The 15,701-nt window shown below is 62.9% G+C and carries 10 protein-coding genes; all 10 read right to left on the bottom strand.

The annotated features are described in order from the left end of the window. Positions 1-335: 335 nt before the first annotated feature. Complete coding sequence (locus tag ACMZ6R_RS18030; protein ID WP_416114061.1) at positions 336-1,508, bottom strand: glycosyltransferase family 4 protein; 1,173 nt, start codon at positions 1,506-1,508, stop codon at positions 336-338. Next, positions 1,509-3,722: an SDR family oxidoreductase gene (locus ACMZ6R_RS18025; protein ID WP_416114058.1), complete on the bottom strand. Its 2,214-nt coding sequence runs from the start codon at positions 3,720-3,722 to the stop codon at positions 1,509-1,511. Next, the gene (locus tag ACMZ6R_RS18020; protein WP_416114056.1) at positions 3,719-4,627 is read right to left on the bottom strand and encodes a decaprenyl-phosphate phosphoribosyltransferase; all 909 of its coding nucleotides are present in this window, start codon (positions 4,625-4,627) and stop codon (positions 3,719-3,721) included. The genes ACMZ6R_RS18025 and ACMZ6R_RS18020 overlap by 4 nt, the downstream gene beginning before the upstream one ends. 56 nt (positions 4,628-4,683) lie before the next feature. Then, entirely contained in the window at positions 4,684-8,304 is a 3,621-nt protein-coding gene (locus ACMZ6R_RS18015) for a hypothetical protein (RefSeq protein WP_416114054.1), read from the bottom strand. A gap of 64 nt (positions 8,305-8,368) precedes the next feature. After that, positions 8,369-9,670, bottom strand: a complete 1,302-nt coding sequence (locus ACMZ6R_RS18010) for a glycosyltransferase family 4 protein (protein WP_416114052.1) — start codon at positions 9,668-9,670, stop codon at positions 8,369-8,371. 118 nt (positions 9,671-9,788) lie between these two features. Then, a complete protein-coding gene (locus ACMZ6R_RS18005; RefSeq protein WP_416114050.1) occupies positions 9,789-11,294 on the bottom strand; it encodes a hypothetical protein in 1,506 nt (501 codons plus the stop codon). A 10-nt stretch (positions 11,295-11,304) separates the two neighbouring features. Further along, a complete protein-coding gene (locus ACMZ6R_RS18000) occupies positions 11,305-12,219 on the bottom strand; it encodes a hypothetical protein (protein WP_416114048.1) in 915 nt (304 codons plus the stop codon). Between the two features lie 303 nt (positions 12,220-12,522). Next, a complete protein-coding gene (locus tag ACMZ6R_RS17995) occupies positions 12,523-14,106 on the bottom strand; it encodes an SIS domain-containing protein (RefSeq protein ID WP_416114046.1) in 1,584 nt (527 codons plus the stop codon). Continuing rightward, positions 14,103-14,834: a GNAT family N-acetyltransferase gene (locus ACMZ6R_RS17990; protein WP_416114044.1), complete on the bottom strand. Its 732-nt coding sequence runs from the start codon at positions 14,832-14,834 to the stop codon at positions 14,103-14,105. The genes ACMZ6R_RS17995 and ACMZ6R_RS17990 overlap by 4 nt, the downstream gene beginning before the upstream one ends. Next, positions 14,831-15,571, bottom strand: coding sequence for a nucleotidyltransferase family protein (locus tag ACMZ6R_RS17985; protein WP_416114042.1), 741 nt, complete (start codon positions 15,569-15,571; stop codon positions 14,831-14,833). Before ACMZ6R_RS17985 ends, ACMZ6R_RS17990 begins: the two co-directional genes overlap by 4 nt. Positions 15,572-15,701 lie beyond the last annotated feature (130 nt).

Here is a 15,701-nt window from a genome sequence, read left to right as displayed (position 1 = left end):
ACCCCCACCCTCCCCAAAAAACTTTTAAAAGGGTCACGACCGTAAGACCCTTCTCTCGTTCGTAGAAAGCACCCCCTTCGCCCCGAAGGGGCGAAGGCGTGGTGGGGGCGGAATTTGTTTGGGGCGAGCTTGCCGCGAAGCGGCATGCACCGTCCCGGCAAATTCCGCCCCCATCTTCCAACACTTCCGCCTGACCGCCAGCCAACCCGCCTCCGCTCAACCAAAGCACACCGGATGGGGGGACCGGGGGGCCCGTGGCCTCCCGGCGGGGTGCAGGGGCAGCGCCCCTGCCGGGGCCTGGGGCAGAGCCCCAGCCTTCTCCGCCCCGCCCCCCGCTACCCGGCCAACGTCTGTTCGTAGATCGCTTCGAGGCGCGCGGCCACGGCGGGCCAGTTGAGCTCCTCGGCGATAAGCCGGCGCGCGTTTTCGCGTTTGCGATCCCGCTCCGTGGCGTCGGTCAGGGCGGTGACGACGGCCCGGCCGAAAGCGGCGGCATCGTCGACCGGGGCGGTGTAGCCGCAGTCGCGCGATTCCATGATGCGTTTGATCTCCCCGACGGCGTTGGACACGACCGGCACGCCCGAGGCGAGGTAATCCCCGAAGCGGATGGGAAAACGGGCTTTTTCGATGGGGTCGTCGTCCATGGGCAAAAGGAGCGCGTCGGAGGCGGCGAGATAGGCCGGCACTTCCGTTGGCGGCTTCTCGCCGATGGTGACGATATCCGGGGCGAAACGCTCCTCGTAGGCACGCATGCGGGTCTTGAAGTCGTCGGAAATATGGAGCTTGCCAAGGAAAAGGAGCTTGAGGCCCGGGATGGTCTTTCTGGCCTCGGCATAGGCGTCGAGGAGCGCGAAAAGCGATTCGGTATAGGTGTGCCCCATGGACAGGACGATCTTGTCGTCCGGGGAAAGCCCAAGGCTTGCCCGCGCCTCCGCCTTGTCGGGCATGTCGGCGGCCAGGGTCGGGCAGTTGGGGATGTAGTGGATTTTTTCCTCGGGCAGGCCGGCGGAGCGGAATTTCTGCATGAGGATTTCGCTGGCGGCGGTGGCCATGTCGGCCACGGCCGGGAGCCTGTCCTCGGTGAAGTCATAGAGCGCGCGCACGGGCCCGGGATGGTGCAGGGTGAAGCCGCCCTTCCACATGTCGTCGTGGTCCAGGACGATTTTCACCTTGGGCCGGGCGATGGACGTCAGGAACGTGGGGAAGCTGATGGGATGCAGCGGGAAGGCAAAGGCATGGAGGATATCCATGTCGGCCGTGAGGCATTCCTTGGCGTTTAAAAACATGCGCAGGGTATGGCCGGTGTGGTAGGTGGCGATATTGACGCGCGGCAGGATGCGGATGGTGAGCGAGCCTTCCTTGCGGTCGCGGATGGAGAGCGTGGGCTCGCGCGAGGCGCACAGCAGCGTCACCTCGTGACCGCGTTCGGCCAGATGCCGGGCCAGATGGTAACACCGGAAATAGGTGCCGTAGCGCTCGGGATTGTGGTTGAGATAAAGAATTTTCATCTAGAGGTTCGTTTTGACGAAGAGTTTTTCGGGAAGCGCCCGCACGAGGGCCATGATCGGCCGCCAGTACCAGGGGGTGTAGACCACGGCGCTGCCGGCGTGGATGGCCCGGCGGATATCGGCCGCGACACGCTCGGGCGTCGCGGTCAGCCACCTGGGCGTCGGTGCGGCGGCGGTCATGCGCGTCCTGGTCCAGCCGGGCAGGACGGTCACGACATGCACGCCGGTCTTGGCCAACCGGTGGCGCAGGCCGGACAGGGCCACGGTGAGCCCGGCCTTGGCCGCGCCGTAGAGGTAGTTGCTCTTGCGGCCGCGTTCGCCGGCCGGGGAGGACAGGGCGACGATGGTGCCGTGGCCCTGCCGTTCCATGGCCGCGGCCGCGATCTCGAGGATGGAGAGCGCGCCGGTCAGGTTGGTGTCGATGACGGTCCGGGCCGATGCGAAATCGCGTTGGCCGGCCTTCTGGTCGCCGAGTAGGCCAAAGGCCACGACCACGAGGTCCGGGGCCGGGTCCAGGGACTCGTAAAAGGCTTTGTGACCGGCGGTATCCAGGGCGTCGAACGGGCACACGATAACCTTGACGTCGCAGTCGCAGGCGATGGCCTCGGCCGCGGGCTCCAGGCGCGCGGTATCGCGCGAGGCCAGGGTCAGCGTCGTCTTGTCCTCCCGGGCCAGCTCCCGGGCCAGGGCCATGGCGATGTCGGAATTCGCCCCGAGAATGAGCGCATGGGGCGCGGCATCGTCGGCCGTCAGCCGCCTGGGCCGTTTGGGCGGCAGGAGGGTGTTTCTAAGCAGCCGCAGGCCGAACCGGGCGTAGTTGGCCAGGATTTTCGGGCTGCCGCCGGCCTGGAGAATCTTGCGGCCGATGTAGGACGGGCGCAGGTGGAAATCGAGCAGGGTCTTCTTGCGGAAGGCCTCGATCTCTTCCATGGACAGGTGTTTCGTGCCCACGGTCGGGGCGTTGAAATAGTCCTTGCCGAGCACCGTGCCCGGAATGAGCCCCTCTTGGCGGGCGATCTCGTTTAAGTGCGTGCCGTAGTAGGGAATGGCGATATGGAGTTCCAGGAAGTCGTTGTCGAGCTCGAAGATGTGCTTGCGCGTGGCTTCCAGGTGCTCCCGGCCTTCCCAGGGCAGGCCGACGAGGAAAAAGCCGAAGGTGCGCAGCCCCACTTCCTTGGCCCATTTGGTGGCCTGGAGGTTGTCGTTGATTGTTGTATTCTTGTGGATGCGCGTGAGCGTCTCGGGACTGCCGGACTCGTAGCCGAAGGCCACCAGCCAGCAGCCGGCCTTTTTCATGATGGCCAGGGTGTCGCGCTCGAGCGGCTTGACCTTGGAATTGGCCACCCAGCGGATCTTGCCGGCAAGCGGCGAGTCCAGGATGGCCTGGCAGACCGCCCTGGTCCAGGCGGCATCGAAGGTGAAGGTGTCGGACTTGAAGAAGAAGTCGCGGATGCCGTGGGTGAAATAGCACTCCGAAAGCTCGGCCAGGATGTTTTCCGGAGAGCGCAGGCGCAGTTTTTTGCCCGAAATCTTGGGCGTCATGCAGAAAATGCAAGCCGAGGGGCAGCCGCGCGAGGTGGCGATGGTGGCCTGGGGTTCGCCGGTATCCGGCCGGATGTACAGGGCGTTTCGGATGAGGCTTCGATCCGGAAAGGGCAGGCTGTCGAGGTCGGTCTCCCAGGAGGAAAAGTCCGTCTTGGCCCAGCCGCCATCCTTCCTGTAGAGGATGCCGCGAATGCCGGGCACGGCCGCCGGGTCCTCGAAATGGGCCTTGGCCAGTCTCCCCACGGTGAAATCGGATTCCAGACCGATCAGATAGGTGGCGTCGGCGAGGTCGAGCTGGTCGAGCAGGGCATGGTCGGGATCGAAAAAGATCGCGCCCTTGAGCATGACCAGCAAGCCCGGCTTTCTTTTCGCCAGCTCGCCAATGAGGGTCAGGTCGTCGAAAATGGTGGAGTTGGTGATGCTGACGAATATGCCATCCGGATTTTCGCGCTCGAAATCGGCGAAAAGGTCGTCCGGGTGCAGACGCTCGGTCTGGTAGTCACGCAGGAAGACGGCGAAGCCTTCCTTTTTAAGCGTGGCGGCGGCATAGCCCAGGTCGTTCGGCGCGCGCATGGACGTGGCCGTGGACTGCTCCACATTGCCCTGCGAACGGTCCTCGCCGCGCTGGTAGAACCGGCCCGGCGGATAGAAAAGCATGATTTTTTTCATGGAAGAACGGAGTGCTCCACATAAAGGATGACGTAGCAGCTGGCGATCCACAACACGAGGGATGCCTGGATGAAGCCGTCGCGCAAAAGGACCAACGTGGGCGAGCCGCTTTTGCACTCCACCAGGGTAATCTGGAGATAGCGCAGCACGCCCATGATGACGAAAATCGCGGTCAGATACAACTTGTCCGAACCGTGTTTGGCGATGACTTCCGGCGAAACGGTGTAAAGGATGTAGCTGACGATGACCACGGCCGCCATGATCATCATGGCGGCGGAGACGAATTCCAGGTTGTAGCCGTCAAGCGACCGGCGCGTTTTTTCGCAGCCGGCGGCGGATAAGAGCAGATCGTCGCGGCGTTTGGCGAAACCGAGAAAAAGCGCCAGAAGGAACGTCATGAGCACGATCCAGTGGCTGGGGGTGATGCCCGTGACCACGCCGCCGGCAAACACCCGCAGCACGAAGCCCACGGCGATGCAGGCCAGATCGACCAGGGCCTTGTGCTTGAGGCCGAAGCTGTAGAGCACGTTGATGCCGAGATAGCCGGCCAGGATGATCGTGAACCCGGCCGAGCCGAGCCAGGCCGTCACGAGCGCGCCGGCAACGAGCAGACCGCAGGCAAAGGCGAGGCCCTCGGCAGGCGACAGCGCGCCCGAAGCCAACGGCCGGTTGCGTTTGGCCGGATGGGCCCGGTCCTCCTCCACATCCTTCAGGTCGTTTATGACGTAAACGGCGCTGGCCACGAGACAAAAAGCCACAAATGCCAGGACCGCCCGCGCCATGGCGTCCGGACCGGCCAGCTTCCAGCCGAAAAAAAGCGGCAGAAAGACAAAGGCGTTTTTGATGTATTGATGCGGCCGGGCCAGCTTCAGGCAGGACGTAAGCCGTGACGGACGTTTTCCCATAGCACTCCATCCGGCAACAGCCGGCCGGGGAACCATAGCCGGGATCGTACCCGGCTTCAATCGTGGCCGTGTCCCGTATCCGGGGACTTTCGCGGCCAGGGTGCGAGCAGCAGGGTCGCAAGCAGCGCCAGGATAACCCAGGCGGCCTTGGCCACGGGCACGAGTCTGGCCATGACCGCCTCGTCCCCAAAGACCAGTTCGGCCGGCCCGGACGCGCCCGGCGGCAGCGGGTAGGCATTGGCGAAACCCATCCCCCGGATGGGCGCGATGTCCCGGCCAGCCAGCTTGAGCTGCCAGCCCGGGTGGAAGGCCTCCGCGAAAACGAGATAGCCGCCCTGCCCGGCCGGCACATCCATGGCGTAGCGGCCGGCATTGATGCGTCGGTACGGCGGATCGCTTCCTTGCGGCGGCATGCTCCTGTCCTTGACCAGCTCGATGCGGTCGCAGGCCGCCTCGGCCGGGCCGCCGATGGCCAGACGCGCCTGGCCGGCTGTGTCGGTGGTCACGGGAATATCCGCCACATCCAGCACGCCGTCGGCGGCAAAGGTGCGCCTGGAGCCGTCCGGCAGGGTGACGGCATCCCCGGCCCGACCGACAAGGCGCAGGTTGGCCGCATACGTTCCCGGGACCGGCGCGGTCAAATCGAAGACGGCCGGCAGCCGGGCCGCCGCGCCGAAAGACAGGGTCGCCCCGCCGGGGACGGGTGTTTCAGCCACCAGCCGCATGGGATGGTTGGGCGAATTGGCCTGGGAGGAAAGCTGGGCCTGACGCATGGCGAAACGAATGGTCACGGTCCTGGCCGGGCCCTTGATGGCCCGGACCTCACGGCGGCCGTAGACATCCTCCCAGCGGCCGTCGGGCCTGCCTTCCACGGAAAAAAGCGGCCTGAACGGCCCGCCGTCCACGGACACGCTTGCCCGCACATAGGACGGCGCGGTCTTGTCGCCGAAAAGGCGCGGGTAGGCTTCCAGGGTCAGGGCGGCGACGGGTGCGGGAAAGGCGGCGGTAAAGGCGACCGCGCCCGGCGCCTCGCCTTCCACGGCCACGGTGCCGCCGCCCTGGGTATCGCGCTTGTCCAACCGGGCGTTTTCGGCGGTCATGGAAACGCCGGACTCCGGGGCCAAAAGCGACAGGGAAAGGCGCGGCTGCATGGGCGCGACAGGCTTTCGCGTCGCCTCCTCGGCCTCCACGGCCAGCCGCGTTTCACCGGCCGCGGCCACTTGGCGCATGCGGTCCCGGGCCGCATCAAAGGCGTCCTCGGGCACGGCCAGCAGGCCGGAAACGACGATTCCCCGGCCGGGGACGTCGATGGTCAGGCCATGGGGCGGGCCGGGCTCGAAATCGGCCGTGCCGCAGTCGATCCAGTCGAGCCCCTTGCCAAGCATGCCGGCGTCGAGGTTGGCGACCAACGCACCGTCCAGACTGATCTTGGCCCGACCGGCAAAGGGCGCGGCCCCGGCCCGCACGAAGATGCGCCAGGAGCCGTGGCCGACAAGGGGAAATTCCAGCCGGCCGGGGCCGTCGCTCACCTTGCCGCCGCCGTCGAGTTCCGCCCCGCCCAGGCGCGGATCGTCGAGCACCTTGCCGGAAAGGTTCCCGAACTTACCCTCCAGCCGCGCGGCCGAGGCCGGCACAAAGGCGTCGACCGGCAGATACGGCAGGAGCAGTTCCGGCCAGGACCGGCCGAGCGTCGCCACTCCGGCCAGCTTACCGTCAAGGCGCGCGATGTCCGCCGGGGTCAGGTCCGAGCCGAAAAAGGCCAGTCGGCCGGGAAAATCCGGTTGGGCCGCCACGGATTCGGACAAGAGCAGCGGAAAGCCGCCAGAGGCCAACACGCCCTGCCCGGCCAACCGCAGCCGGGGTAAAAAATCCCTGTTGCGCAGGACGTCGAGCGGCGGCGCGGACAACGCGGCGTCCGGGGACAGGTCCGTCTGGGCGGCCACGAACGGAGCCAGGATGTCGCCGGGATCGAACAGCGTCTCCGGGCCGCGCTTGGTGGTCGGCATCCAGCCGAAAGGGCCGTAGGACAGGTAGGGCACGCCCGGGTCGAAAATCACGCGCCTGACCGCCGCGAGCCCGAGCAGCCGGCCAAACCGGTCCGTATAGGGCCAGGGCCGCATGAGCACGGTCAGCAGGAAGCGGCTGTAGGGTTCGCCGATAAAGGTCGGGCCCATGACGGCATCCTTGCCGAGCATGCCGAAATTGCGGGTGACGGCGTTGGACGGCGGGGCGGGCACGTCGCCCGTGGGACCGGCGATGGTCGGCCAGACCGTGATGCGGTAATCGGCCGGATCGTCGGTGAGCGCCCGGGAAAGCGTCCCTTCGGCCGGGGAAACCGGCTGGGACATGAGCGCCATGGTCTGGGTGGTGGCGTTTTTGGGAATGGCCAGGGAGCCGTTCCAATAGGGCGCGAGGTAGACGGCCAGACAGGCGACGGCGAAAAGCGCGGCCGCGCCGTCGACCACCCGGTTGCCGCGCCAGACGCTCCGGCGGCCGATGGCGGCCAGTCCCATGCCGACCAGAAGCGACAGCCCGGCGTAATAGAGCGGCAGCCAACGGGCCGGACGGGCCATCTGGAAAAAGAGCATGGGGACACGGTGCAGGAAGCGCTCGTAAAAAACCGCCCCGGCTAACGTCTTGTGGCCGGTCATGAGCACGAAGCCGGAAAGCAGGCACAACACTGCGAAATACTGAAAAATTTTATCTCGAGGCCGACAGGCGAGACCGGCCAGGGCGATAAAGAGCAGGCCGAAGGCCGCCGCCACCCAGACCGGGGTGTCCTTGAAATTGACCGGATACGCGTATTCCGTACCCATACCGTAGTTGTCGGTATGGCCGATCATGGCCTGGCGCGGAGGGGTGGAAAAGTGGCGGTAGATGCCCTCGTAGTTGTCGCGGATTTCGCTTTCGGTCTGGTGGTGCTTGAAATCCACGCCGTTGAGCATGGAATGGGCGGCCGGCACGAGCCATTGCACGTGGAGCACGGCCACGGCCAGTCCGGCCACGACAAAGACCGCCAGGGGCTTGAGCGACCGCCTGGCCAGCATGGCGGCCACGGTGAAAATCCCGGTGAAAGCGCCGTAAAAAACGATGCCGAACGGCGAGGCCGAGCAGACCAGCGCGCCGAGCAGGCCGGCGGCCAGGGACAAACCACACGACCGTCGCAACGACCGCTGGCCCAAGGCCCGGTGCAACAGCAACAAGACCCAGGGCAAAAGGGCCAAGGCGAACCCGGTCTCCTCGATATGGCCGCTGACGGCCAGGGAATACTGGCGGGGATTGAAGGCATAGAGCAGCGCCGCCACGAGCCCGGGCCAAAAGCCGAGCCCCAGCACCCGGGCCAGGGCAAAAATGCCGCCGCCACCGACGACGGCGTAGGCCGGCCCCTGCCATTTGGCGATAACCGGCCCGCCAAGGGGCGCAATGCCGTCGCGCATAAGCACGTCGAACCAGCGGGTGATGCCCGAAAAAGCCCCGGGACTGCCAAGGTCGTAATGGGGATACCAGGCATGCGTGGAGATGGCGCCGTAACGCCGGATCTCCCGGGGATACGGGGGGATGGAATTGTCCCAGTTCTGGTAGACTTGGCCCGGGGCCGAAACGACGCCGCGCCAGGAGAGCACGGCGAAAAGCGCCACCAGGGCCACGGCGGCCAACATGGCCCAACGCCGCTTCACCGCACGTCTCCGAAACGGCGAGGGGGCCGGCGGACGAGACGACACGGACCGGGGAAGAAGCGGATCACGGACGGGGCGAACACGGCGGCCCGAGGAATTCGCTGGTGTAGACAGCGGTTTCCTTTTTCATGATCTCCCGCCAGTCGTATTCGCGCACCACCAGTTCTCGGCCGACCCGGCCGAGATGCGCGGCCAGGGCCTTGTCCTTTATCAGGCGCAAGAACGCCTGGGCAAAGCCGTCGACATCGCCGCTTTGGGCAATGAGCGCGTTTTCGCCGTCGCGGGCGATCTCACCGATGGCCTTGAGTTTCGTCACCACCACGGGCTTGCCGCAGCCCCAGTACTCGAAGAGCTTGAAGGACAGGTAATGATCGTGGTTGAGGGTGGCGCGAAGGGTCATGGCCCCGATGTCGCAGGCGCAAAGCACCGCCGGCACGTCGTTATGGGGAATCCAGCCGGGCAGGACCACGTTGTCCGTAAGCCCCAGCTTCTCGATCAGCGGCCGGCACACGGCATCAAAATAAGGGCTGCCGCCGCCGAGGATCAACAGGCGGGCGTCCGGGCGCTCGGCCACGACCCTGGCCATGGCCTCGATCAGGATGTCCACGCCGTCGTCATTTTTGATGTCGCCGTGAAAGACCAGCACCGGCGCGTCCTCGGGGATGCCGAGACGGGCGCGCACGCCAGTGGTGTCGCAGTCGGGGCGGAAGGTTTCGGAGTCGGTGCCGTCGGGCACGACATGAATCTTTGCCGCCGGCAGGCCCTGGACGCGCACCAAGTGTTCCTTCAGCTGATTGCTGACCACAAAGACATGGCGGGCCTGGCGCAGCACAAAATTTTCCAGCCAGACGAGGGGCTTGCTTAGTAGCGGCATGTCCGTGCGGGCGATATCGGAATAAAAGTCGGTAAAATCGACGAACACCGGCCGGCGGATGAGCCAGCCGGAGATGATGGCGGCCAGCCCGGCCAGGGGGTTCCAGGCGTGGATGGCGGCGAATCCCGGGCAATGCTCGCGCTTGTACCAGACGACCAGGATGACCACGGAAATGATGGAAGCGACAAAGTGCCAGATGCGCACCGGCAGCCGCCATTTGGAATAGAGATGCTTGGCCCAGCCTGGAAACTGGTTCATCCAGATCCATTCCACGAAATAGGAACGCCGCGTGGCCAGATCCTTGCTCGGCGAGACCATGTTCACCATGGCCTTCTTTTCGGCCAAAAGCGCCTTGGCCAGCCAGTACATGCGCAGATTGGCCCGGGAAACGGGCGGGATCGTGGTTTCGACCAGGATGCCGACCTTGGGCCTGTTCCAGAGGTCAAAGCCGGGGGGGACGGGCGCACCCGGGCGTTTACGAAAAAAGAGCATGGGTTATGATCGGGCTCGCGGCGACGGGAATAACAGTGTTGGCGGACAAGTCGTCCCTTAAGATTACAATTTTATTGCAAAGTCTCTAGAGCGTCAACGCGAGCAAACCGCGCCCGCCTTACGCTTCCTCCCGGACCAGCACCACGTAGTGCTCGCGGCGAAACGCCTCCACAAAGCCCGGGATGTCCAGTTCCTCCAGGGTCACGAACTTGGTGCTGACCAGAAAGTGCGTCAGGCCGTACTTGTCCGCGATCTCGCGCAGGGGCTTTTTGAGAAGCGGCCAATAGTCCACCAGCTCGTAGACGCCGACGGAATTGTCCGAGAGCAACGCCTTGCCGTTTGTGAGGAAATACGTCACCGCGTCGGCCAGCCCGTGGGGCAGGCAGGCGATGCGCACCTCGCCGGAAAAGGCGTTTAGGTGGTCGAGCACGGCCCACAAGGCCGGGGTGACGGACTTGTCCGGGTTATTGACCACGAGCTTGATCTGGAAAAAGAGGATCACGGCCAGACAGCCAGCGCCAACGATCCAGGGGGCCGCCTTGACAATGCCCCAGACGGCCGGGTCGGCGGCGAACTTGAGCACCACGGCGGCCGCGGCAGCGGCGGCCGCGCCCGTGGCGTATTCGAGGTAGCGCTGGCCTTCGCCCAGAAAGCGCATGTATTTGGTATTGAAGAGGATGCCGAGCACGAACAGGATGACCGACCATTTGACGGCCACGGAGAACCAGGGCGAGGCCCCGGCCATGGCCCCGTAATCAGGCAGGAAAAGGGCCACGAAGGCATAGATGGCCCAGGGGTTGACGGCCAGAAACGGCAGGACCGGAATCTTCCAGATCATGTATTCGATGCGGCGTACGAAGTCGGTGTGCTTTTTTTCCCTGGTCGGGTTGCCGCGAATCTGGTGGGCCAGCCGGTTGTGGATATTGTACATCCAGAAGGCGATCATGAGCAGCTGGCCGCGCAGGTATTTGAGATAGGCCCCCCGGAAGGCGAAGATGGAAAAGAGCAGGCCGACGAGGAACACCAGCAGGTAGCGGGCGGTGTTGTCGATGATGGTGAAGCCGATGAGCCCGAAAAAGAGCACCTGCACGGCCATGCGGTGGGTGAAGGTGAGAAGCGTCACCCCGGCCACGCCGAGAAGGAAGGTCCAGACGCTCGGGTGCAGGGCGTAGGCCTGGACGCTGAGCATGGCCCACAGGAAAATGAGGCTGCCCGGGGTGCGAAGGCTCAGGTTGCTGGCCTCGAGCGGCACCACCGGGGTCAGCATGTAGAAGATCTGGGCCAGATGGCCGCCGATGGGCGCGCCGGTGACGGCATAGCCCAGACCGTAAACGGTGAGGCTTTGCAGCACGTCGAAGGCCGGGGAGATGAGCCCCTGGTTGCGGTCGAGCCACTTTTTCGTAAAGCGCGAGCAGACAAAGGGCAGAAACGGCGGATTGTCCACCGATCCCGGAACGATGTATTTTTCCGGCACGCTGTCCGGATAGCGGCCGTGGCGACGGATGGCGTCGGCCAGAAGCGCGAAGCGCCAGGTGTCGATGCCGAAGTAGCGGTTTATGAGACGCGGCCAGACTTCGAGGGCGAATCCGGCCAGGGCGATGGCGACGGCAACAAACAAACTCATTTCACGTGACCTACTTAACTGATTTGACTTGTTCCCATTCTCTTTTGAGAACAAACTGAGACAGCCTAAACACCATAGAAATCAACTCATTGTCATCAATCCGTCTCGGATATTTACATTTATCGTCATAAAATTTTCTTTCAACTTTCCCATTTCCATATTCTTTAATGCGAAACCCAAGTTCCCACAGCACCGCTCTATCGACACTAAGCCAATAAGTATCCAAACAAAGGCGCATAAGAGCCACTAAAGCTCTATGATCTTTCTCAGAAGAATTTAGGAGCAACTCCAACCTAGCCATCAATTCAAATCTTGAGCTAACTGTTTCAGTCACCTCAATAGCGCATGGCTTTATTTTTTTAGCATTGCGAAATCTATACTGCCTACTTACAAAATATTCCGAATTCCCCTGTGCAATAGTATTTATTTTTATTTTATTATTATTGTTTTTCGCACCCATAGACCCTAAAATACGACTAATTTCGCTACGTAGTTCTCCAATCCATCGCATCCTATTTTCTGTTCGTGATTTTATCCTTATATTATAGTTAAACACCACGACACTCGCTATCGCTGTAAACAGAAGGCCAAACAACGAATCTTTTCTCGCCACATCATTTTGTATAATTACTTTCAAGACAATACCATCAGCAATGAACGCCCCACAAATTACAAAAACCGTGAGACCGACAAAAACAGTCATCTTTTTTATAAAAGCATGCGGGCTTTCTTCTTTGAAAAAAAATATATTAGGCCACACATTCTCCATGCCTGGGTATTCACGATAACTTTCTTTGCAATTTTTAAGCGGATCTACTGTAATAATTTTCTTAACATCTTTCCAATCAATTTTACTTTTATATTTATACCATTCATTTATACCTGCTTTACGGATATAGGCACACACTTCATCATAAAACCACACAAAAAAAGCAACGCAAAAAAATAAACGTTACGAGTGAAACAATAAAAAAAGCACTAAACACCACGCCAAAATACTCAGTATTCTTTGGCACTGGATAAACGATAAAATAATAAAATGCCGCTGGATTCAAAAAGAACAACAACGTCATAGTTATTTTCATAGCGTATCACTCAACAAAAAAAACCTTATAAACAACTTCTGAACTCACCATCTCTTAATACTCGTGACAGATCGACACTCCGCGCTTTTTCCTTAACTCCCTTAGCAATCTTTCTCAACAACCTCTCCCTTGCCCACCCTGCCCTACTCCCGCGCCATGCGTTCGCGCAGGACCGAGGCGATGAGGTGCACGAGGATCATGTGCACATCCTCGATGAACTGGTAGTTGTCGCTCGGCACGATGAAGCATTCCTCCACCGCGTCCTTGAGCTTGCCGCCGGAAAAGCCGGACATGCCGACGGTGCGCGCGCCGCGTTCCCGGGCCAAATCCAGGGCCTTTAAGATATTGGGCGACATGCCGCCGCCGGAGATGCCCACCACCACGTCGCCGGGGTTCAGCAGGTTTATAAGCTGGCCGTAGAAGATGTTCTCGAACCCGGCGTCGTTGCCCCAGGCGGTCATGAGCGGGATGTTGTCGGTCAAGGGCACCACGCGAAAGCCCTTCTTGCCGGGAACGAGGGTGGTCTTGGACAGGTCGGAGCAGAAATGGCTGGCGGTCGAGGCGCTGCCGCCATTGCCCATGATGAAAATCTGGCGGTCTTCTTTCCGGGCCTGCCAGATGGTGTCCGCGATGCGGCCGATCTGGTCCTTGTCGAGGCGGCTGACCACGGCCCGCATGCCGAGCAGGTAGCCTTCCGGGGTGATGGTGGCACTAAACTGCCCGGTGTGATCCAGGGTCAGCTGGGCCCCGGTGGTCTCGAAGCAGAACGGCAGCCGCTCCAGGCCCATGCCGGTCATGGCGTCGATGACCTCGGCCTGGGCCTCCGGGGGGCAGTAGAGGAGCAGAAAGCCGCCGCCGCCTGCCCCGGTGATCTTGCCGCCCAGCGCCCCGGCCTCGCGCGCGGCCGCGTAGTAGCCGTCGATATCGGGATTGCTGATGTTCTTGGCCAGGCTCTTCTTGAAATTCCAGGCCGTGTCGAGCATGCGGCCGAAGCCGTCCAGGTCGCCGGCGGCCAAAAGGTCGCGCATCTGCGCCGCCTGCTCCTTGAGCACGCCGAGGGTGGCGATGACCGAGGCGTCGCTGACCTCCATGGACTTTTTCTGGCCCTTGAGGATGCTGGCCGAATCACGCTGGGCCCCGGTGTGAAAGAGGAGCAGCCGGCGTTCCAGGGCATTAAGGACCCCGTCCGGCAGCGTCACCGGCGTAACGGTCACGCCGTCCTTGGTAAACGTCATGTAATTGAGCCCGCCATGGGCCGCCGCGTACTGGTCCTGCATGCCGATGGGCCGGCCGAGCATGCCGATCTCCACGTCCGAGGCGATCTCCGCCAGTTCGGCCTTGGAGTGGCTCTCTCCGGTGAAGGTGGCCACGGCCTGGACGATGCTCACGGTCACCGCGCCGGAAAGCCCGAGCCCGGAGCCCGTGGGCACGTCGCCCTTGAGGGCCATGTACACGCCGCTTGCCACGCCGTAGCGCTTGAGCACGGCCTTGGGGATCTTGAGCGCGCCGGAAAGATTGGCCTTGGCCATGTCCGGGAAGCGCTGATGCAGCTGGTAATCCGAGGAAACGATCTCCACCGGAGCGTCCTTTACGGGCTCGACGATGGTGTAGAAATACTTGTCGATGGTGACGGAGAGCACCGCGCCGCCGTGGCGTTCGTAGTAGGCGGGCAGATCCGTGCCGCCGCCGCCGAAGCTCAAGCGTACCGGAGCCTTGGAAATGATCATGCAAACCTCGTTTCAGGGGCGTCCGCCCCGGTGGATACGTAGTGGAACCTGGAGAAATGCGCCTCGGGCATGAACCCGTTTTTTTCGTACATGCGGCAGGCCGGCTCGTTTTCCGCTTCGGTGGTGACGATCAGGCGCGCGCATCCGGCCCTGGCCGCCGCCGCCAGCACCCGGCCCATGAGCCTCGTTCCGACGCCGCGCCTGTGGACGAGCACGGACACGATGTCCACCGCCGCCTCGTCCCCATTGAGCTTGAAACTGATGAAGCTCTCGCCGTCATAGACCTTGCGGATGACGGGCGAAGCCAGGGAATTGGCGATCCAGGCCGCCTGGAACCGGTCCCGGCCGGCCTTTTGCACGGCGGCGTCCAGGTTGAAGCGGTCGTAGACCAGATTGTCCACGTGCCGGGAAACGGCCCCGGGCGGCAGGCGGTTTTCCGCGGTGTCCCCCGGCTCGACGGCATCGGCGGGATCGGCCGCCATGTCCGGGGGCACATCCCGGCCGTAGCGGATCTGGATGCAGACCTTGCGGAAGCCGTTTCGCTGCAAAAAAAGATCGGCCTCCCGGTCGCAGGCGGCAATGCGCGCATCGGCCATGACGCGCGGCATGGCCCGAAGCGCTTTTAGCTCCGGCCCAAGCAGGGCATAATCCAGGCGCGTCACCCGGAAAAAATCCAGGCCGAAGGCCTCGGCATCAAAAGCCTGCCGTGTGAGGCACGCAAAATTCATGACCGCGTCTCCGCTCCAGTACCATCGCCCGGGCCGGCATCGGCCAGATGGCGCCTGGCCCGCTCGTACTTTTGCGGCGAACCGATGTCCATGACGTAGCCGTCCAGGACATGGCCGTAAAGCGGCTCCCCGGCGGCCAGCATGGCCGGAAAAACATCGTGGCCGAAGTCGCAGAAGCCGGATTCCGGAATGTAGTCGAGCACCTGCGGCGACATGACGTACAGACCGGCATTGGCCAGATCGGTAAAAGCGACCGGCGGCTTCTCCACGAAGCGCAGGATGCGGCCCGCTTCGTCGCGGTCGACCAGCCCGCACTGCGTGGGGTTGTCCACCCGGTAGAGCCCGATGGTCGCCGCCGCGCCGCTTTGGGCATGGGCCGCGGCCACGGCTTCGAGGTCGACCTCGAAAAGCACGTCGCCGTAGATGACGAAAAAAGGCTCGCTGAAAAATTCCCGGAAGCTGTTGACCGCCCCGGCCGTGCCAAGCAGTTCGGCCTCCAGGCCATAAAGCAGCCGTACGCCGAAGGCCGCGCCGTCGCCGAAATGGTCCGTCACCACATGGGGCAGGTAGTGCAGGTTGACGGCGATGTCGCGCACGCCAAAGCGGGCGCATAGCCGCACCAGATGCTCGAGCAGCGGTTTCCCGGCCAGCGGCACCATGGGCTTGGGCATGACGTCGGTCAGCGGCCGCAGCCGCGTCCCCAGACCGGCGGAAAGGATAAGCGCACGTGTAATCAAGATATGATGTGCCTCCGGCGGCCAGGAGAGGCTCCGCCTCTCCTGGACCTCTCCAGCAGGGGCTCCGCCCCTGCACCCTGCCGGGGGGCCGAGGGCCCCCCGGTCCCCCCATCAAATTGACAATCAGGAC

Source organism: Solidesulfovibrio sp. C21, assembly GCF_047785625.1.
Classification (GTDB): domain Bacteria; phylum Desulfobacterota; class Desulfovibrionia; order Desulfovibrionales; family Desulfovibrionaceae; genus Solidesulfovibrio.
This window is presented reverse-complemented; position numbering and strand designations above follow the sequence as displayed.

What these genes read in the sequence shown, in the direction of transcription:
- ACMZ6R_RS18030 (WP_416114061.1), bottom strand. Translation starts at nt 1,508, where the DNA reads ATGAAAATTCTTTATCTCAACCACAATCCCGAGCGCTACGGCACCTAT.
- ACMZ6R_RS18025 (WP_416114058.1), bottom strand. Translation starts at nt 3,722, where the DNA reads ATGAAAAAAATCATGCTTTTCTATCCGCCGGGCCGGTTCTACCAGCGC.
- ACMZ6R_RS18020 (WP_416114056.1), bottom strand. Translation starts at nt 4,627, where the DNA reads ATGGGAAAACGTCCGTCACGGCTTACGTCCTGCCTGAAGCTGGCCCGG.
- ACMZ6R_RS18010 (WP_416114052.1), bottom strand. Translation starts at nt 9,670, where the DNA reads ATGCTCTTTTTTCGTAAACGCCCGGGTGCGCCCGTCCCCCCCGGCTTT.
- ACMZ6R_RS18005 (WP_416114050.1), bottom strand. Translation starts at nt 11,294, where the DNA reads ATGAGTTTGTTTGTTGCCGTCGCCATCGCCCTGGCCGGATTCGCCCTC.
- ACMZ6R_RS17995 (WP_416114046.1), bottom strand. Translation starts at nt 14,106, where the DNA reads ATGATCATTTCCAAGGCTCCGGTACGCTTGAGCTTCGGCGGCGGCGGC.
- ACMZ6R_RS17990 (WP_416114044.1), bottom strand. Translation starts at nt 14,834, where the DNA reads ATGAATTTTGCGTGCCTCACACGGCAGGCTTTTGATGCCGAGGCCTTC.